This window comes from Candidatus Nanosalina sp. VS9-1 (assembly GCF_047555085.1).
Lineage (GTDB): Archaea > Nanohalarchaeota > Nanosalinia > Nanosalinales > Nanosalinaceae > Nanosalina.
Genome location: NZ_CP180230.1, coordinates 234177 through 252284 on the forward strand (window position 1 = coordinate 234177; position 18108 = coordinate 252284).

The window sequence follows — 18108 nt, forward strand, 5'->3', positions numbered from 1 at the left end:
AACCGGTACCGTGCCAAAAACTTCGTTGTGGGAGACAGAGAATTCGAATCCGAAAAATACCGGGGAAATCCGCTTCTCCACTGGCAGAGCCAGGCCTCTACAGTCCGGACAGTCTGGAACACAGCAATCACACAGATCGCAAAAATAATGCCACTAGGCCTGAAAAATACTGTACTGAGGGCTCTCGGCACAGATATAGGAGAGAATACGGCGATAGGCCTCGGCGTCCAGATCGATATATTTTTCCCGGAGAAAATCTCTATAGGAGAAAATACTACGATCGGATACGGCACGACAATCCTGACACATGAGACAACTCAGGAGGAATTCAGGAAAGGAGAAGTCAAGATCGGGGACAACGTTTTGATAGGTGCCAATACGACAATCCTTCCTGGCGTAGAAATCGGTGACGGCGCAAAAGTTTCTGCAAACTCTCTTGTAAACAGAGATATTGAAGAAGATAGTTTTGTCGGCGGAGTCCCGGCAGAGAAAATAGAGGAACAATAAAGAGAAAATTTCAAGGCCTGAAATTTTTTCCAGGCCTTTTTTGGGTTACTCCCAGTTTCTGTAAGCCAGTATCAGGATGATGATGAAGGCTGTAAGCGCCATCATCGGGATTGTGATGTAATCGAAGTAGAATGTGTACTTTGTCTCGCATGACACCTGGCTGATGCTGCATCCGCTGCTCTGGATGCGGCTCATCATCTGGATTGCGTAGTGATAGATGCTCAGGCCTGCCCCGATAACTGTCATCGGCACGACATAGTCAGAGACGTTTTTCTCATTGAACAGCAGAGAAGCACCAAGCAGTACTACCAGAGGATACATGAAGATTCTCTGGAACCAGCAGAGTCTGCAAGGAGTCCATCCAAGAACGTTCGACAGGAAGAGGCTGCCCAGAGTAGCTACAGTAGCTACAATCAGGCCTATCTCTCTGTAACGGGAATCAATTTTTTCCTCGAAGGCCTCAACGTAGTCGTCTATAGGTAAAGTGAAGAATCGCTGCAAGGCCTTTATTCCAAGGTATCCGATTATCGAGATATCAAGTAGTAGTATAACGTATGCCAGGTACTCAACTAGGAATTCCATAGAAGGAAATAATCTGTTGTACAGTTAAAAATTCTTCTGGCAGGAGGCCTTATTTTTTGTCCAGTCTGTACAGATGTGAGTTACAGTTGCAGTCAGATGCCCCGAACTCATCTACAGCGACTCCTTTCTCTGCGGCACATTCTGCAAGGATACACTCGAATCTTGAAGGGAGAGGGAACGCCAGCCAGTATACAGGATCGGCCTCAAGCGAAAAATAGTCGATATGCCAGTGAAGCTTCTTGTCACTGGAAAAATGTCTCTCAACTCGTTTCTCTATAGAGTTCATCGCCGAGCCTATGTAGACGTAAAGGCCTGCCTGGAATTTTTTCTCTCCCAGTGCCCCGATCTCTATAATTTTCTCCTCTTCCAGCTGGAAAAATACGGCGTAAACTCCTTCCATGTATTTTTTCGAGGCCTCTGAAATCTTTTAGCTGTTCGCTTTCCATCGAACAGTCAAAGTTAGAATAAAAAATCAGCGGGCCTAAAGACTTTACATGGATCTGGATTTCAAATCTGTAAAGGCCTTGGCGTCCCCGACACGTCTCGAGATTATCAACGAGGTTCTGGATCAGGAAGCCACTACAACAAAGCTTGCTGACAGGATGGGGAAAAGCAAGTCCACGGTCTCGAATCATCTGAAAGTGCTGACAGAATCAGGCCTCCTCGAGAAAGATGAAGAGGAAGGCCGCAGAAGAGTAGTCTACAGGCCTACAGACAAGGCCCGCGCTATAGCGGAAGGAAAGGAAAGAAAAGTCAAGTTCTCAGTTGTTTCATCCGCTCTTACAGGCATAGTAGGAATCTTTTTGCTTTCCAGATCTTTTCTCCCGGATCAAAGTTTAACAGGAAGCAGCGGTGACTCCGCCGAGGCAATGGGACAGATGACGATGCAGAGTATGGAACAGGCTCCCAGAGCAGCAGAGGCCTCACAGACAGGTACGGTAGAGGCAGCACTGGTGGTTCTTGGAGCAGGCCTGATAGTTACAGCAGTTCTCGCACTGGGCTATGCATACGTCTTGAGACAAATCAGATCATAGATAATTTTTTCTGGCGTGAAGGTACTGTACTTAGTTTTCTAGGATTTTCTAAGAAAAAAGAAGAAATTTGGTTGGAGACTTTTTCCCGGCTTCAGCTGAAGAGGGATTGCAGGAGGCCTACGAAGAATCCGAATGAAGGGAAGCCTCCCTTATCATTTTCTTCTTCGCCGTATCCTGGTGTCTCCACTTCCTCAACAGTTTCTCCGTCTTTAACAACTTCAAGCGTGTACTCTCCTTCTGCCGTGAAACTTCCTTCGATCTTTCTAACACCTACACAGCTGACGCAGGTGCCGTTCCCGGATTTCTCAACGAGTTCCATGCTGTAGGAATTATCTGAGACTTCTGAGACTTCTGTTTCAATCGTGGCACATGGATTTGCTGTTGAGATAGCTCCGGAGAACTCGACTTTCTGGCCTTCCTCGACGTCTTCGAATTCGCCGAATTCAAGGCCTGTAGACATGTTTCCGGACATACAAGAGCTGTTAAGGTTGCTTATCTCCGAACGCCATTCGGTTCCGTTCGCATCGACCGACGTCGTGGCCGAAGCTGAGGAGCCTCCTGACATTATCGCCATCTCGCCTTCACCGGGCTCAGGTCCGCCTACTACTGCAAAAGCTGAACCTGTTACAAGTGAAGCCAGTGCGATCAGTACCAAAAACTTTCTCATAAAACATTCATTCCCTCCACTACCATTTATAAACTACTGAAACTGTTCGAACAACACCGAACACCCTGAAAACAGGGAAAATTTTCTGATACAATGGAAGAAATCAAAGACCTCGGAAAACTGGATGAAGGCGACAAAATACTTTTCGATGAGAGAAGCCAGCCACTTGAAATACAGGAAACCGATGAGAAAAAAGTGATAGTTGAAGGCCCGAAAGGCGGACAGTACCAGATATTCGACGAGGATGCAAAGCATTTTCTCATATCAAAGCCTGGCGACAGAGAATACGCCAGCTACATAAAAAATCTGCGCAGGATCGGAGAATGGATAGAGACAGATGAAGACAGCTACAGGCACACTGATACAGAGGCCTCTCTGGAACTTGTGAAGAATAGTGCTGGATTCTGGACTGTAAAGGCCTCAGGGATACAGAATCTTGATCTCCCGAAGTACGGATTCTCCGATAAAGAGGCTGCACGTGAACAGCTCGAGAAAATCCTGGATTCAAATCCTGAAGGCTGAAAATTTTTCTCAGAGCATTTTTTCAGAGAATTTTTTATTCAACGAGGCCTCTAAATCCTACAGGGTGACAAAATTTTAATGGAACGCTTCGAGGATAAAACGGTGATCGTCACAGGAGGAAGCTCTGGAATCGGAAAAGCTATATCACGGAGATTCGCTGAAGAAGGTGCAGCAGTTACTGTGTTCGATATCTCTGAAGAAGGCGAAGAAATCGCAGAGGATATTGGATGCGACTACATTGAATGCGATGTCTCCAGCTGGGAGCAGGTGCAGGAAGCAGTCGATAAAGTGGCGGAAAAACACGGAGGCCTCGATGTAATGGTGAACAACGCAGGTATAGGCGCCCAGTCAGGAATAGAGGAGATGACGAAAGAAGAATGGGATAAAATTCTTTCCGTAGATCTTGACGGAGTAATGCACGGCACCAAGGCCTCTGTAGAATACCTGAAGGAGTCAGAAGGAACTATAATCAACATCGCATCTATCTACGGCCTTGTAGGAGATGTAGGAGCAACAGCATACAACGCAGCGAAAGGAGGAGTTGTCAACTTCACAAGATCAGTAGCAGACGATCTTGCACAGGACAATGTCAGAGTCAACAGCGTATGCCCGGGATTTGTCAAGACTGCTATGACAGAACAGGCCCTTGAAGACGAAGACTTCAGAAATCACGTTATAGGAGAGACGCCGATGGGAAGAGTCGCCGAGCCGGAGGAGATTGCAGGTGCAGTAGCTTTCCTGGCCTCGGACGATGCAACGTATATCACAGGTGTAAATCTCCCCGTAGACGGTGGCTGGACAAGCCACTGAACTCTATTTTTCATCTTCTTTCTTTTCCTCTGCTACAATCTTCTTGCTGACTGCTTCGTCAAGTATATTCCTCGTTACATTGCTTCTGATTTCTTTAACATTCTCAGAATCTTTAATCCAGTAGTTAAGGCCTATAATAGCTTTATCGTCTTCAAGGCCTTTCACGACAGTTTCTGGCTCAGGATTATCTATAACTCTCTCGTGGCTTGAGGCCTGTTTTTTACAGATTTCCTCGAATTTCTCAGCTTTTTTAACAGGTATCTTGAACTCTTTGTCGACTTTTGTTCTCCTGCCTTTGGTAAAGTTTCTTAGAGGCTGTGTTGTCAGCATGGCGTTCGGTAAGACAACTTTTTCACTTGAAGAGCCGTTGATCACGGTGTGACGCAACTTTATTTCTGTTACAACCCCTTCAAATTCTTTTGAACTGATGAAATCGCCTTTGACAAACGGATGATCTGTGAATATGAAGAAGCCAGCTACAACATTTCCGATCTGCTCTCTCATCCCGAATCCTACTGCTACAGTAAGAGCAGCTGTTATAGCTCCAAGTACTGTAACGAGATTTCCGAGCTGTGCGCCCTGAAGAGCCACTATGAACGAGAGGAACAGTCCTGCAAGGCCTGCTATATTCTCGAAAGAATGCATGGAGACTTTATCTGCTCCTTTTCGGGAGGCTGCTCTTCTCGCTGCCGGCATCAGAATAAGCCGTGTGAATACAACTCCTGCGACCAGAACTACGAGAAAACGCAGCAACTGAACGTATATTCCTGTCTCCGGCAAAAAATTCTCTAGCATACAAATTCAAGGCCTCTATATCTTCAAAAAACTTCTTGATCCGAGAGTTCCTCTTCAGAAAAATCTGGAGAAATTTTTCGTGATGGAATTTATGATGAAAAATTTGCGGCTTCAGGGATTGAAGTTCTGAAAGTTTCATCATCAGAATGCATGGTACCGGATGAACCATGTCTTGCGTCCCAATTCAGCGTAACGAATTGCGGCGTCCGGGATTTGAACCCGGGTCACCGGCTTGGAAGGCCGGGGTCTTAGCCACTGGACCAACACCGCAGTCTACCTGTGTCTTGGAATTGTTACGTTATTTTCTTAAATAACTCCCTCGCCTACAGATCCTGTCTCATGAATAATGTGTATGCGCCTGTGAAGGCCAGCATTGTCTCGCTCAGGAGAAAGATCAGGTAGCCGAACGCAGATCGGAGATTCTCCCATACAGTAGGCTTGAGGCCTGTCTCTCCGTCGTAGTCTGTCCCCAGCATAGTTGAGGCGAAGTTCTGGAAGCTTGTCGTTGCAGAGAATTTTGATACGCTGTCAACGAATTTTTCTCTCCTGTCCAGGATCTGCTGTCTGCGATCCTGTTCGTCCTCCATGCCGGGAGGCCTTGCTACTGCGACGTCTCCAGAGCTTCCGGATACGGCAACGCTTCTTGCAACGTGGCCTCCTGATGTTCCTGTATCCATTGGATAGATTGTTCCTGCAGCCATATTCGCCAGTAAAGGAGTTGCAAGGAACAGGAGAAGTATCACGAGGCCTGAGATAAGTGATTTCCAGCTCGAGTTCAGTATGACTGATAGAAGTGTTCCAAGTCCGAAGAAAAATGCCATGTATACTATACTTCCCTGCCAGAGAAAAATTAAGCGGAAAACCTGTTCTGCACTCGGCAAAACACCTGTAAGGTATATTGCAAGGCCTGATGATGCTGTAAATGCTATCAGGAGTGCTGTGGCTACTGTGAAAAGGCCTGCGACAAATTTTCCGTTGATTATCTCGTCCCGGTATACAGGATATGATAAAAGCAACTCGATTGTTCCCTCCTCTCGTTCCCGTGAGATAGAATCATAGCTCAACAGAAGAGCAAGTATTGCCGCTGCAAGAGGCAAGTTAAGGCCTACAAGAGGCCCGAATACATCGATTAGAGATGGCTTTTCCGGTACAGGCCCGTAACTGTTTCCGCCTTCAAAGTTTTCCATCTGCTGATTGTACTCGTCGACACCCATGTACACCGATCCCATGGAAAGTGCAAGGAAAAGGCCCAGAATCAACAGAAACTTTTTGCTTGAAAAACTATCCTCGATCTGTTTCCGGCCTATATCCCACATCGAGCCCATTTATCCGCCACCTGTCAACTTCAGATAAGTTGTCTCCAGAGTTTCCTCCTCCATCTCGAAAGCTTCAACATCAATATCTTCCTCCATCAATCGATCGAAGAGCTTACTTCGGATATCATCCTCCGCCAGGATCTCCAATTCTTTCTTCCCGGCCTCGTACTCCACGTCCATCTCATCAAGAATTTTCTCCGAGGCCTCCCGATCTTCAGTCTTCAAACGGATATAGGAGTCTGTATCTGTCTCACTGCTCAACTCGTGTCTCGTCCCACAGGCCTCGACTTTTCCGTCACTGAGAATGGCAAATCTGTCGCATAAAGTATCAATTTCGGTGGTGATATGAGATGAAATTATGATGGTCTTGCCACGTTCTCTGTTAATCTTCTTCACCAGATCCTTGAAGGCCTTTTTTCCCTGTGGATCAAGGCCTGTAGTCGGCTCATCGTAGATGATGATCTCCGGATCCTTGATCATCGACTGTGCGATCCCCAGACGCTTCTTCATCCCTGTGGAAAAATCTCCTACAGATCTATCCGCATCGTCCTCAAGGCCTACAAGATCGAGAAGATCATCCAGATCAGGATCCGTCCCGGCAAGCTCTGTAAAGAACTCAAGATTCTCCCGCGCACTCATCCCCTCGTAGAAGCTTATATCAGAGGGAAGATAGCCGATCTTCTCCTTTATCTCCTTCGACTGCGTATGCTCAGTCCCTTTGATCTTCACAGTGCCACTATCCTGCCTTAAAAGGCCTAGAACAGTCTGGAAAAGAGTAGTCTTCCCAACACCGTTAGGCCCCAAGATGCCGAAGATCTCTCCTTCCTCTACAGAAAAATCTATACCTTTCAGTACTTCAAAATCTCCGTAGCTTTTCTCAACGCCTTCCAGTTCGATTATATCTGTCAAAAAATTCACCTTCTGCTGAACTTCCTGTAGACGAATATCAATGCTGCAAGACTCAAAGCCATCAAAACAAGGCCTACACTGCTCATCCCGCTCTCCTCTCTCACATTGATCCTTATCTCGGAAGGACTCTCTATAGAGGCCTTGTCTGAAGATGCAGAAATCTCTACAAAGTAGTCTCCTGGCGAGGCCTCAGCAGGTACGTCCAGAGTCAGCATGGATCTCTGACGCTCTCTTGTATCCAGCTCGCTGAATCCTTCAGGATTTAAATCGTATTCCCAGCTATCCGGCGCAGTCACCTCTATCTCAACGTTTTCAAGGGCTGCACCGGTGCTATCATCCCTGTATCCGAATCCGGCGCTGTTCCTGACTGTTATAGGAATCTCCTTTGTCTCATCAGGATTTGACGCCATATAATTTTCTCTTATATTCAGAGACATCTCTCTTTCAACTTCTGCACCACGTATCTCCATCTGGAACTCTTCTGAAAGCTTTTCTCCGTTCTGAGCGATCAAACGGACTTTGTATGTTCCCAACTCTGCGTTTTCAGGGACTTCAAGATTTGCAGTAACGGATTCCTCTTCACCTGCCTCCACGTAGACCTCTGTAACGTTGAAATCCTGAAAACTGAAGGAGGCCTCTACAGAGGCGTTAGTATCCACGGAAAGATTATAGGTTTGATTCAGAAATCCTGTATTCTCTATAGTGAAAGGTATGTCAGCGCTGTCGTCCTGTGAAACGATTATCTTGCTTGGAGCCGATGAATCGATCTCTCCAGAGGACAGGATCTCTTTATCAGCCATTATATCAAGATTCAGAAATCTTCCATCCCTGTCCCAGCCGGAAGAACCTATTCTGATGCTGAGATTCTCTGAAATATTCAGAGTTTCTCCTTCCCTCTCATAGATATCGTCGTTCTCCACCTGATCCATTATACGGAACGATGTGTCCATCCAGCGGCCTATCTCAAGTACGTCGTCGCCGTTCTGACTGCTGTACTCTACAATGTAGTCGCCGATTTCCTCCTGTTCGCCAAAATACATTTTCTCATCGTGACTGTAGCTCTGGCCTAGTACAAGGCCTGAAAACAGTAGAAAAAACACCGAAAAAACCAGCATCTTTCGTCTCATAACCTATAAGTTACCTGGCTTTACTTTTTAAATGCTTTAAAGCTGTTCGAGGCTTTTCGAACAGAATTCTGGAGTTGCTCTGCCTGAAAATTTATCTTGACTCTCCGCAATTTACGTGGCAGGGGAAGATGTTTTCAAGATTAACTCTCCAACTGAAAGTATGGATCTGGATGAGATCATCGAGGAAAGTCTCAGGGAACGAACCAGGGAAGCTATAGAAACAGATGTACTTGAAAAAACAGAGCCTGGGATGAAACACAAGAAGAACGCACAGGAGGAGAAGATTGAGAGACAGGCCTTCTCCAAGACAGGGGCCTCGATGACACCGCAGCAGGTAGAATACCTTGTACAGGAGAAAACAGGTATGGACAACGAGGAACTGGAAAAATTCCTGGCAGGAGAACACGAGGCCTCGGAGACGCTCAAGAACTGGAACGATTACTCCCGGACAGAAGAGAAATTCATGATACAGAACTACCAGACATCCAGTCCTGAAGAGATCGCTGAAAGACTTGACAGGCCTCAGGAAGAAGTTGAAGTCAAGCTGAAGCTTATGGGATTTAACCCGGAGAAGATGTAGTGGAGGCCTCTGAGATGGATAGAGAAGAGATTAGAGATAAGGCGCTGAAACAGACGCGTGAAAAACTGCGCAAGCCTGTGGAGAAAGATCTTTTTCTGGTGAAAACTGTACAGCAACTCGACAAGTTGAACAAGAACTTCCGTGAAGACGTTGAAAACTTCCGTGATCTTTACTCACAGCACTTCCCGGAGCTTGTATCAGAACTGACCGATGACGAAAGATTTGTGGATATGCTGGATCGCTTTGGAGTACAGAGATCAGAACTTGAGCCGTTTCAGGAGCTAGCAGAAAGTTCTACAGGCTCTGCGATAAACGATGAAGAAAAACAGATAATTGAAGATATCCTCTCCCAGCTAGTTGAGACAAAAGAGACTACAGAACGACTGGAGGCCTATGTTGAGAAAGAGGCGAAAAAAGAGTTCCAGAATCTTTCAGGCCTTCTGAATCCGCTTCTGGCGACAAGATTAGTCGCTCTGGCAGGAGGCCTGGACGAACTGGCGAAGAAGCCGGCCTCTACAGTCCAGATGCTTGGAGCAGAGAAAGCACTTTTCCGTTACCTTCACGGAGAAGGCACGCCACCGAAACACGGAGTTCTATTCAATCATCCGTTCGTGAAAAATCTTCCTGAAGAAGAAAGAGGGAAAATGGCACGTTTCCTCGCCAACAAAGCAGTTATGGCAGCCAGGATTGATAACTACGGCGATGAGGATAAATCCGAAGGCCTCAGAGAAGAGGCCCGTGAAAGATACGAGGAACTGAAGAACTAGATTTCTAGAGATCTTCGTCGAGATAAGGATGGCTGTATTCCGAAAAATTCTCTACATCCATTGTTCCGTTCTCCTTCATCTCGAAGGCCTTGAGCACTATATCGTTCCTGAGCTCTCTATCTTCGATTTCCTGTCTTGAAAGAAATTCTGCATCCAGAACTTCCTCGTCGAACTCCGGATCAGGCCTTCCGTCCTCCACTTTACATGAGAAAACGAAGACAAAGATCGGATGTCCGTCAAGAGTGGAATTTCCTTCAGCTACTCCGAGAAGGCCTTTCACTTCTTCAACTTCGAGGCCTGTCTCCTCCCATACTTCTCTTTTGACGGCTTCTGCTGGATTTTCTCCATGCTCAACAGCTCCTCCCGGGATGTTCCATGTGCCTCTGCATCGTTCTTTGCCTTCTTTTATCATAAGATACTCTCCGTTTCTCTCGATCAATGCATCTGCTGCAACATAGAAACTTGCCATAAGAACTTTTTGCACGCAGTAAGACTAAAACTTTCACGTCAGAAAAGAATCTACATGAAACAGATACAGCCCGGCATCTACGAAAAAGGCCAGAAACTTTACACAAAGGCCTCATCCACGCAGAAAGTCTACGGGGAAAAATTCATAGAGGAAGACGGAGAAAAATACCGTGAATGGAATCCCAATCGTTCCAAAGCCGGAGCAGCAGTCAAAAAAGGAGTAAATCTTGAACTAGGCCTTGATTCCGATGTGCTGTATCTCGGCGCCGCCTCAGGCACCACAGTCTCACACTTCTCCGATATACTTGAGGAAGGCTTCGTCTTTGCACTTGAGTACTCCGATACAGTGATTAGAAAACTTGTAGAAGTCGCAGAATCCAGGAAAAACATCGCACCGATCCTCGGAAACGCCAGAAATCCGGACGAATACGAAGACCTTGTCACACAAGTCGATGCCGTATTTCAGGATATCTCACAGAGCGATCAGGCGGAAATATTCACAAAAAACGCCGAAAAATACCTGAAAAAAGACGGAGTAGCACTCCTCGCAGTAAAGGCCCAGTCAATATCCACTTCAAGGCCTGCAGAAGAAATCTTTGATGAGGTCAAGGAAAAATTGAAGGCAAAATTCGAGATAAAAGAAGAAACTCTCCTTGATCCGTACGAAACAGATCATCTGTTCCTGAAAATGAAATTAAAGTAGAAAAGAAAAATTCAGGCCTCGGCAAGTTCCTTCGCCCACTCGTAGCCTTCATCTTCCAGCTTCTCAGCGAGCTTCGGGCCTCCAGACTCCACTATTTTTCCGTCTACCATGACGTGGACGTGATCAGGCTTGACGTGATCCAGAATCCGCTGGTAGTGCGTGATCATCAGGATTCCTCTGTCATCATTGGCCAGTGCGTTGATACCTTTCGCCACTACCTGTAGAGCATCGATATCAAGGCCTGAATCAATCTCATCAAGGATAGCGTACTTTGGATTCAGTACTGCCATTTGAAGGATCTCATTGCGCTTCTTTTCTCCGCCGGAGAATCCTTCGTTCAGATATCTACGGGCATAGTCTTCCTCCATGTCCAGTAGTTCAAGTTTTTCTCTGAGAAGTTCGTTGAACTCGCTCTGAGGCATAGCATCTTGCCCTTCTTCCTCTCTACGGGCGTCGATCGCTTCCTTCAAAAATTCTGCGACTGTGATCCCGGAGATCTCGCTTGGATACTGGAAACCAAGGAAAAGGCCTTCACGCGCTCTCTCATCTGTTTCTTCATCCGTAACGTCTTCGCCGTCGACAAGGATTTTTCCTCCGTCGATGCTGTAGACTGGATTGCCCATCAGGGATTTGCAGAGGGTGGATTTTCCGGAGCCGTTAGGCCCCATGATTGCGTGGACTTCTCCGGGCCCGACTTCTAGAGAAACTCCTTTTACGATGTCTTCGTCTTCAACTGAAACTTCCAAGTTTTCAACTTTTAATGTCATTCTAGCCCACCTTTGAGCAGAATGTAGTAGAAATTCTTTGAATTTCGTGTCATAATATTTTAGGTAGGCCTAAAATTTCTTTAAGGTGGAGGCTGGAACATAGTCTGGTATAAATAATTTTCCTGTCTATTCAGTATTTCCGGAGGAGAGATTAAATGTCAGCAGTTGAATACACGGACAACAGTATAGAGGATTTTGTACAACGGGTAAAGACCTACGATGCATCGTGGACGGATGAAATCGATAAAATGGATGTAGAAGAGGACGGCGACTTCATGTATCTTGAATTAGAGGCCTCTGAAGATATAGCCAGCGAGTTCCACGAGTTAGGTCTGGAGCTATCAGCTCACACTGCTGAGATCAACAACGGTGAAAGATACAGACTGGCCCGGGAAAAATAAAATTTTACTACTGATCCAGATCCTCTCGACAGTCCACGACAGTGTCAAGAGGCCTCAAATCCCCTCTTTCAAATTTCTTTACTGCCTCATCCAGGAAAGGGATTCTTACATCGATATCTGAAAATTCCTCGGGCGTGAAAAACTTTACATCAAGAATTTCTTCGCCTTTAGGCCTTTCAACTGAGAAATCCTGAGGCCTGGAATGGAAAACGAATACGAGGACGGTTGAGTCGCTTCTGTCGCTGTCATCTACGAATACACCCATGAAATTTTCCAGTTCTACTTCAAGGCCTGTCTCCTCTCTTGCCTCGCGTACTGCAGCGTCCTGAATACTTTCGTCTTTATCTACTCCTCCGGCAGGAAGATTCCATTCTCCTCTGACGGCCTCTTTCCCCTCCTGTACAAGAAGGTATTCTCCGTTTTTCTCGATTAGATTCGCCGCTACAGCGTGAAAATCCGACATAGAAAACTTTTCTACTCCAAGATTCAAGTCATTTTTCCAGAGCTTTCTGAACTGTTTTCAGGCCCAGCATCGCACACTTCATACGCATAGGGGAGATCTCGATACCGAGTTCTTCCAGCATCCAGTCGCTGTCAAGGCCTTCGATCTCCTCCACGTCTTTTCCTGGCAGTTCCTCTGAAAGTATCGATACTGCTGCAGTACATATCGCACAACCGTCGGTCTCGTGCTTCATGTCCTGAATTCTTCCGTCCTCTACATCCAGAAAGATATGCGTGTCGTCGCCGCAACTGGCGTTTTCTCCCTCGGCCTCGTACGCTGTATCAAGTCTTCCCTCGTTTCGAGGCCTCTTGTAGTGATCAAGGATTTCGTCTCTATACATACTTGTTTTATCAGGCCTCCAGATTTAAACCTGAAATTGTTGTAACTAACCGGTAAATACTTAACTCTCTGGTGCGGCCGTGATATCTGTGAAGCTATCGGAGTATGCAGAGATGCTTCTTGAACAGCCGAAGCAGCCTCAAGATGGGAATATGAATGAAGTTTCTATAGGCAAACATAGGGTTGCAAGAAAGTATAATGACCCTCCTCTTGTACAGCAGTATGTCTCTAATTTTTTTGATGAAGGCTATGGTCAGAAAGGAGATGAGAGAATCGAGAACTCGAGAGAGGCCTACAGAAATCGTGGAGGTATTGGTTTCAGAGTTCCAGAAATAATTCACTCGGATGGCGTCATAGAAGAAGTTGAAATGGTTCAAGGATCCAGTTTAGAGGAATATGTTTTATCAGGTGATAGGGAAGAAGTAGAGGATATAGCTGGTAAGTTTGCTGAGGCGCTAAAAGAAACTCATGAAAATGGGTTTGCGATTAGAGACTGTCGGCTCGAGAACTTCATTTATGAGGACTGCAGCTTCAGTGATGAAAACTATATCGCTGCTGTGGATACAGAGTGGTTTGAGGCCGATGCCTCAGAAGAAGATATAGCTGACGATTTAAGAGGCCTGGCGGTAAATATCAGTCAGCTGCCGGAAGATACGAGAAGAGAATTTCGACAGGCATTTGAAGAGAACTATGGAGAAAGCCTTGAAAACTATGTAACAACAAGAGCAAAGAGAGACATGGTAATAGAAACTACACGCGACAATTTAGCTAAAAGAGACTTCAACAAGATCAAAAACACTTTACAATATCTCACGTCGCGTTAAAGATTTCCGAGGCCTCTCGGACTGATTCCAGGAATTTTTCCACGTCTTCTTCAGTATTGTAGATGTAAGGTGATGCCCGGGTCGCACCGTTTACATCAAGTTCCACCATCTGCGGCTGAGCACAGTGATGACCGGCTCTCACAGCAACTCCATGCTGGTTCAAAACCTCTGCAACATCGTGCGGATGCGCGTACTCGCACGTGAAAGAAACAAGATTCGCTCCCTCCGGAGAAATCACGTCGATACCTTCGATCTCCTCAAGGCCTCCAATCATTTTCTCTGCAAGCTTCTTGCTGTGAGCTGAAACATTCTCCATACCTATATCTTCAAGATACTCGACAGCAGCTGCAAGGCCTACAGCACCTGCAACATTCGGTGTTCCGGCCTCGAACCTTTCGGGAGCATCTGCATACTTTACTTCGTCGTGCTCAACAGAGTTGATCATTCCTCCGCCAACCTGATAAGGCCTCATATCCTGCAATAGCTCTTTTTTACCGTAGAGCACTCCTGTTCCTGAAGGCCCCAGCATCTTGTGGCCTGAGAAAGCCACGAAATCCGCATCGATATCTTTGACATCAAGAGGCCTGTGAGGAGCACTCTGGGCGGCATCAAGCACAACTAGAGCATCGTTGTCGTGAGCTATCTCAATAATTTCTTCTACGGGATTCTCAGCTCCAAAAACATTTGATATATGAGATATAGCTACAAGGCCTGTATCTTCATCGATCTTATCTTTTGCGGATTTGATAGAGATCTTCCCGTTCTCTGTCCCAAGGTACTCTATATTTTTATCTTCTTCATCAGCTTTTCTGCGCCATGGCAGCTGTTCCGAGTGATGAGCCATCTTTGAAAGCACGATACCGCCTTCAAAATCAAGAGATGAGGCCAGAAGATTTTCTGCCTCAGTAGTATTCCTTACGAAAATTACTTCGTCGCTGTCTGCATTGATGAATCCTGCTACCTTACTCCGGGCATCCTTGTAGGCCTGCGTGGCATCGTTCGCCAGTTCGTAAAGGCCTCTACCAATATTTGAATTATTTTCTCTGTAGAAATTCTCTACGGCATCTATAACTGATTCTGGTTTCTGTGAAGTGGCTGCGTTGTCGAGATACGCCAGTTCAGGCCTTTCATCGAATATCGGGAAGTCTTCCCTGATTTTTTCTGGTTTCATGTTGTATTGTTGGGAGGCCTGATCTTTTCAGGTTACTGTTGGTGTCATTGACGTTACCTAAGTTCTATAAGTATTGTAAAATGTCTCTCAATTATGGCGGAGGATTCAAAGCAGAAAATAATGGATGCGACTTACTGCGCGCTCTGTGAGCATGGATATGCAGATCTTTCTATACAGAAGATTGCTGATGAGTTCGATAAAGGGAAGTCGCTGATTTACTATCACTACGATGATAAAGAGGACTTGATGCTGTCCTTCCTTGACTACATGCAGAATCATATGGAGAGTACTCACGAAGAAATCATGGATCTATCTCCGGAGGAAAGACTGGACGCATTTCTTGACAAGGCTCTGGGCCTGGAGGAAAAGGAGCGATGGGAGTTCCAGAAAGCTTTCCTCGAGTTGAGAGCTCAGGCAGCCCACAACGAAAAATTCAAGGAAAAATTCGGACAGATGGACAGACAGATACTTGAAAATCTGGAGGAGATACTCTCAGGCATCGGAATTGAAAACAGAGATATATCTGAGATAGTTCTTTCCTCAGTAGAAGGAGCAGCAAGTAGGAAAGTTTCCATAGGCGATAGAGAAGGCCTCCAAGAAATGAAAGGAACGATAAAGGATACTGTAGAAAATCTTTCAAATTAAAAATTTTTTAACTGCTGAAGAAGTCCGGTAGCTCCGGCTTCAGGCCTCCTAGCTTCTCTGTAATGGTTCCTCCGAATCCTTCAGTCTCCTCTGCAACTTCTCCCTGTGCTTTATCGTCGTCCGTAATTTTTTGACGCCATGTACCTTTCTGGTACCACAGATATGCGATAGTTGCGCCTGCGACATTCGAGATGAAGAATGCGGCCCACACACCTGTTGTGCCGATCTTGATCGATCCGATGTACGCAATCGGGAGTCTGATCAGGCCTAGTGTGGCGATTGAGATTACTGCGGCTGTAGCTGTCTTTCCAGCTCCTCTGAAGCTGCCGTTGTAGCTTCTGAGGATTCCTATGAATCCGAAGCTGAATGCAACGTATCGCAGGAACTCTGCACCGGTGCTTGCGATAAGAGCGCTGTTCTCCTGCCCTGATCCGATGAATACACCTGCTATCTGATCAGCAAAGATGAATGTAAGGATTCCAAGGCCTGTGAGTATCAGGAAGCTGTACTTTGCTCCGTCTCTCGCCGTCTCTCCTGCTCTATCATAGTTTCCTGCTCCCAGGTTTTGACCTGTCATTGATTCCACTCCTCTGCCGACTGCTGCGGCCGGAAGGAAGATCATTGAGAAAATTCTGATTCCGATTCCGAATCCTGCGACGATTGGGCCTGCGAACGTCCATCCAACGACTGCTGTCAGTGCGTTAACTGAGATGGATCGTCCTGCGCCTTCGACTGTCGCCGGGACTCCGATCGCCATCATCTTCTTGAAGAAGCTGAAATCCGGCCCCATCTCGCTGAGTGAGATCTGTGGGCCTCTAATACCTTTGAACAGGAGGCCTATTCCGATGCACAGCGATAGTGTTCTTGCAAGTACTGTTGCGACTGCTGCCCCCTCTACTCCCATCTCCGGTATAATCCAGAATCCGAAGATGAAAAGCGGGTCTATTATGATGTTTAGGATCACTGTTCCGAGCATCAGCAGCATCGGTGTTACTGTGTCGCCGAATCCTCGCATCAGTGACTGGAAGACCAGGAATCCGAACATTGAGAACAATCCGATCGAAATTATCTCGAGATAGCCTGAGGCTGAAGCTGCTACAGCGCCTTTTGCACCTAAGAGGCCTACGATATCACCGATGAAAAAGTATCCGAAAAGGCCCAGTATAACAGAGGCTAAAGCAGAGAAAGCGATAGTTTGAGATGCTGCGTAGTCTCGTTTCTTAGTTTTTCCCGATCCTTCGAACTGTGCTACCAGTACGCTACCTGCGACCGCCAGGCCCATTCCCAGCGAGATAAGGAAAAATACAAGAGGGAAGGCAAAAGTTATCGCTGTCAAGGCCTCTCCAGAGTACTGCCCCAGCCAGAAAGTATCCGCCAGATTATATGCGGTCTGAAGAAGATTGATTACAATTACCGGCAGCGAGAGGTAGAAAAGATTTTTCCCGACAGGCCCGTTCAAGAGGTCAAGCTCTTCTTTGGATTTGAACTGGCCTTTGAACCAGTTGCCTGAGATCGAAAGATTGTCCTTGATTTTGGATAGAACCATGTAGTGAGATTCTTCTGAAAAAGTTAAAAACCTGTATCGAATCGAAACATTTCGAATCGTAATCGACAAAAAGATTCGTCCACGCTCAAGATTCATGGGAAAGAAAATCCCGGGCAAAGTCCTGAGATTCATGGTGCTGGAGGCCTGTGAAGAAGGCCCGACCTACGGATATGAAATAGTCTCACGTATCGAGGATATCACCGAAGGCCACTGGAGTCCCAGCTACGGTACTATCTATCCTTTGATTCAGAGACTGGAGGAAGAAGGCCTCGTCAAATCTCTTTCTGATGAAGAAGCTGAGGAAGAAGGCCTGGAAACCGGCGACAGGAAGTACTTTGCTATCACTGATGAAGGCAGTGAGAAACTGGAAGAGGCCTCAAAGGAGAAAAAAGGAAAGTTTGAAGACCTGATTAAAGGGTATCTGAAAGTTTACGAGCATGTTCACGGCCAGAACGATCTTGAAGAGTTTTTAGGCGACTACTGACTACTTCTGTTTCTGGTATTCTCTGTAGGAGTAGAGAACCGAGTAAAGCGAGACTGCAAGCACCGGTGCCACAGTCAACAGTATGAAGTAATCCGGAAGAATTACTGCTACAAGAGTGATAACTGCAGCAACCTTGAACAGAGGCCCGCATCTCTCATGAGTCTTTTTCCATACCTCTTCATCGCTGAGAGTCCACGGCGTTCGGATACCGATAAACCAGTTTTGCCGGGCCTCACCAATCACAACGCCCATAATATAGTAAAGTGCTGCTATGCCGGGAACAAGGGCCTGGCTGATGCTGAAAGAGTAGCCTAGATTCCAGGAAACTATCAAGGCCTGAATGTAGGTAAGGAATCCCAGGATTGCTGATATAATAAGCTGGTACTGTTCTTTGAAATCCTGAATATTTTCTCCCAGAGGATCAACGCGTGGAAGAGCTTTGAAAAGGCTGTAGAGACCCAGAAACATTGCAGGCATCATTAAGAGTCCGAATAGCTTGCCAGTGACGTTGTCTGGCTGTCCTGCAGCGTTGAAATGTATAGCTATCTGATCTGGTAGATTGATCCATCCATAAATGGTGATAGCTGCGAGCAGGAGGCCTGTAAATCCTGAAATATAGTCGTGCTTTTCCAGCTCCATAAC

25 protein-coding genes and 1 tRNA gene are annotated in these 18108 nt (G+C 46.3%); 11 read left to right on the forward strand and 15 right to left on the reverse strand.

Going from position 1 to position 18108, the window contains the following annotated elements; all coding sequences use genetic code 11:
• The first annotated feature begins 27 nt into the window (after window positions 1–27).
• The gene (locus ACK3SF_RS01345; protein WP_414838027.1) at window positions 28–507 is read left to right on the forward strand and encodes an acyltransferase; all 480 of its coding nucleotides are present in this window, start codon (window positions 28–30) and stop codon (window positions 505–507) included.
• 45 nt (window positions 508–552) lie between these two features.
• On the opposite strand, the gene ACK3SF_RS01350 is transcribed toward ACK3SF_RS01345, so the two are convergent.
• Window positions 553–1089 (reverse strand): disulfide oxidoreductase, encoded by a 537-nt coding sequence (locus ACK3SF_RS01350; RefSeq protein ID WP_414838028.1) that lies wholly within the window; start codon window positions 1087–1089, stop codon window positions 553–555.
• 49 nt (window positions 1090–1138) lie between these two features.
• Entirely contained in the window at window positions 1139–1489 is a 351-nt protein-coding gene (locus tag ACK3SF_RS01355) for a GIY-YIG nuclease family protein (RefSeq protein ID WP_414838029.1), read from the reverse strand.
• Between the two features lie 94 nt (window positions 1490–1583).
• Here ACK3SF_RS01355 and ACK3SF_RS01360 point away from each other — a divergent pair, with 94 nt between their 5' ends.
• Entirely contained in the window at window positions 1584–2123 is a 540-nt protein-coding gene (locus ACK3SF_RS01360; protein ID WP_414838030.1) for an ArsR/SmtB family transcription factor, read from the forward strand.
• A 91-nt stretch (window positions 2124–2214) separates the two neighbouring features.
• On the opposite strand, the gene ACK3SF_RS01365 is transcribed toward ACK3SF_RS01360, so the two are convergent.
• Window positions 2215–2790 (reverse strand): hypothetical protein, encoded by a 576-nt coding sequence (locus ACK3SF_RS01365; protein ID WP_414838031.1) that lies wholly within the window; start codon window positions 2788–2790, stop codon window positions 2215–2217.
• Between the two features lie 93 nt (window positions 2791–2883).
• Between ACK3SF_RS01365 and ACK3SF_RS01370 the strand changes: the two genes are divergently transcribed.
• Window positions 2884–3312, forward strand: a complete 429-nt coding sequence (locus ACK3SF_RS01370) for a hypothetical protein (RefSeq protein ID WP_414838032.1) — start codon at window positions 2884–2886, stop codon at window positions 3310–3312.
• 78 nt (window positions 3313–3390) lie between these two features.
• The gene (locus ACK3SF_RS01375) at window positions 3391–4122 is read left to right on the forward strand and encodes an SDR family NAD(P)-dependent oxidoreductase (RefSeq protein WP_414838033.1); all 732 of its coding nucleotides are present in this window, start codon (window positions 3391–3393) and stop codon (window positions 4120–4122) included.
• Between the two features lie 3 nt (window positions 4123–4125).
• Here ACK3SF_RS01375 and ACK3SF_RS01380 read toward each other — a convergent pair whose 3' ends face one another.
• The 5 genes from ACK3SF_RS01380 to ACK3SF_RS01400 all read right to left on the reverse strand — a co-directional run bounded on the left by ACK3SF_RS01380 (window position 4126) and on the right by ACK3SF_RS01400 (window position 8269).
• Entirely contained in the window at window positions 4126–4917 is a 792-nt protein-coding gene (locus ACK3SF_RS01380; RefSeq protein ID WP_414838034.1) for a mechanosensitive ion channel family protein, read from the reverse strand.
• A 198-nt stretch (window positions 4918–5115) separates the two neighbouring features.
• Window positions 5116–5187 (reverse strand) — tRNA-Gly (locus tag ACK3SF_RS01385).
• 53 nt (window positions 5188–5240) lie between these two features.
• Window positions 5241–6242, reverse strand: a complete 1002-nt coding sequence (locus ACK3SF_RS01390) for an ABC transporter permease (RefSeq protein ID WP_414838035.1) — start codon at window positions 6240–6242, stop codon at window positions 5241–5243.
• A complete protein-coding gene (locus tag ACK3SF_RS01395; protein ID WP_414838036.1) occupies window positions 6243–7142 on the reverse strand; it encodes an ABC transporter ATP-binding protein in 900 nt (299 codons plus the stop codon).
• A gap of 5 nt (window positions 7143–7147) precedes the next feature.
• Window positions 7148–8269 (reverse strand): NEW3 domain-containing protein, encoded by a 1122-nt coding sequence (locus tag ACK3SF_RS01400; protein WP_414838037.1) that lies wholly within the window; start codon window positions 8267–8269, stop codon window positions 7148–7150.
• A 160-nt stretch (window positions 8270–8429) separates the two neighbouring features.
• Between ACK3SF_RS01400 and ACK3SF_RS01405 the strand changes: the two genes are divergently transcribed.
• Together ACK3SF_RS01405 and ACK3SF_RS01410 are read left to right on the forward strand one after the other, a co-directional pair.
• Window positions 8430–8849: a hypothetical protein gene (locus tag ACK3SF_RS01405; protein ID WP_414838038.1), complete on the forward strand. Its 420-nt coding sequence runs from the start codon at window positions 8430–8432 to the stop codon at window positions 8847–8849.
• Window positions 8850–8863: 14 nt separating this feature from the next.
• Complete coding sequence (locus tag ACK3SF_RS01410) at window positions 8864–9616, forward strand: hypothetical protein (protein WP_414838039.1); 753 nt, start codon at window positions 8864–8866, stop codon at window positions 9614–9616.
• Window positions 9617–9620: 4 nt separating this feature from the next.
• Here ACK3SF_RS01410 and ACK3SF_RS01415 read toward each other — a convergent pair whose 3' ends face one another.
• On the reverse strand, window positions 9621–10085 hold the full coding sequence (locus ACK3SF_RS01415; protein WP_414838040.1) for an NUDIX hydrolase: 465 nt from the start codon (window positions 10083–10085) through the stop codon (window positions 9621–9623).
• Window positions 10086–10139: 54 nt separating this feature from the next.
• Here ACK3SF_RS01415 and ACK3SF_RS01420 point away from each other — a divergent pair, with 54 nt between their 5' ends.
• On the forward strand, window positions 10140–10787 hold the full coding sequence (locus ACK3SF_RS01420) for a fibrillarin-like rRNA/tRNA 2'-O-methyltransferase (RefSeq protein WP_414838041.1): 648 nt from the start codon (window positions 10140–10142) through the stop codon (window positions 10785–10787).
• Between the two features lie 11 nt (window positions 10788–10798).
• Here ACK3SF_RS01420 and sufC read toward each other — a convergent pair whose 3' ends face one another.
• Window positions 10799–11554, reverse strand: coding sequence for a Fe-S cluster assembly ATPase SufC (gene sufC / locus ACK3SF_RS01425; RefSeq protein ID WP_414838042.1), 756 nt, complete (start codon window positions 11552–11554; stop codon window positions 10799–10801).
• A 155-nt stretch (window positions 11555–11709) separates the two neighbouring features.
• On the opposite strand from sufC, the gene ACK3SF_RS01430 reads away from it, so the two are divergent.
• A complete protein-coding gene (locus ACK3SF_RS01430; protein ID WP_414838043.1) occupies window positions 11710–11955 on the forward strand; it encodes a hypothetical protein in 246 nt (81 codons plus the stop codon).
• Window positions 11956–11962: 7 nt separating this feature from the next.
• Here the strand turns inward: ACK3SF_RS01430 and ACK3SF_RS01435 are convergent, their stop codons facing one another.
• Both ACK3SF_RS01435 and ACK3SF_RS01440 read right to left on the reverse strand, forming a co-directional pair.
• Complete coding sequence (locus ACK3SF_RS01435; RefSeq protein ID WP_414838044.1) at window positions 11963–12418, reverse strand: NUDIX hydrolase; 456 nt, start codon at window positions 12416–12418, stop codon at window positions 11963–11965.
• A gap of 28 nt (window positions 12419–12446) precedes the next feature.
• A complete protein-coding gene (locus tag ACK3SF_RS01440; protein ID WP_414838045.1) occupies window positions 12447–12797 on the reverse strand; it encodes an iron-sulfur cluster assembly scaffold protein in 351 nt (116 codons plus the stop codon).
• 88 nt (window positions 12798–12885) lie between these two features.
• Here ACK3SF_RS01440 and ACK3SF_RS01445 point away from each other — a divergent pair, with 88 nt between their 5' ends.
• Window positions 12886–13620 carry a hypothetical protein gene (locus tag ACK3SF_RS01445; RefSeq protein WP_414838046.1) on the forward strand — a complete coding sequence of 245 codons (735 nt, stop codon included), beginning with the start codon at window positions 12886–12888 and terminating at the stop codon, window positions 13618–13620.
• Here ACK3SF_RS01445 and ACK3SF_RS01450 read toward each other — a convergent pair.
• Window positions 13607–14791 (reverse strand): aminotransferase class V-fold PLP-dependent enzyme, encoded by a 1185-nt coding sequence (locus tag ACK3SF_RS01450; RefSeq protein WP_414838047.1) that lies wholly within the window; start codon window positions 14789–14791, stop codon window positions 13607–13609. The genes ACK3SF_RS01445 and ACK3SF_RS01450 overlap by 14 nt on opposite strands.
• Window positions 14792–14884: 93 nt before the next feature.
• Here ACK3SF_RS01450 and ACK3SF_RS01455 point away from each other — a divergent pair, with 93 nt between their 5' ends.
• Entirely contained in the window at window positions 14885–15436 is a 552-nt protein-coding gene (locus ACK3SF_RS01455; RefSeq protein WP_414838048.1) for a TetR/AcrR family transcriptional regulator, read from the forward strand.
• A gap of 7 nt (window positions 15437–15443) precedes the next feature.
• Here ACK3SF_RS01455 and ACK3SF_RS01460 read toward each other — a convergent pair whose 3' ends face one another.
• Window positions 15444–16982, reverse strand: coding sequence for an MATE family efflux transporter (locus ACK3SF_RS01460; protein ID WP_414838049.1), 1539 nt, complete (start codon window positions 16980–16982; stop codon window positions 15444–15446).
• 94 nt (window positions 16983–17076) lie between these two features.
• On the opposite strand from ACK3SF_RS01460, the gene ACK3SF_RS01465 reads away from it, so the two are divergent.
• Window positions 17077–17466 (forward strand): PadR family transcriptional regulator, encoded by a 390-nt coding sequence (locus ACK3SF_RS01465; RefSeq protein ID WP_414838050.1) that lies wholly within the window; start codon window positions 17077–17079, stop codon window positions 17464–17466.
• Here ACK3SF_RS01465 and ACK3SF_RS01470 read toward each other — a convergent pair whose 3' ends face one another.
• Entirely contained in the window at window positions 17467–18105 is a 639-nt protein-coding gene (locus ACK3SF_RS01470) for an SdpI family protein (RefSeq protein ID WP_414838051.1), read from the reverse strand.
• Window positions 18106–18108: the final 3 nt, after the last annotated feature.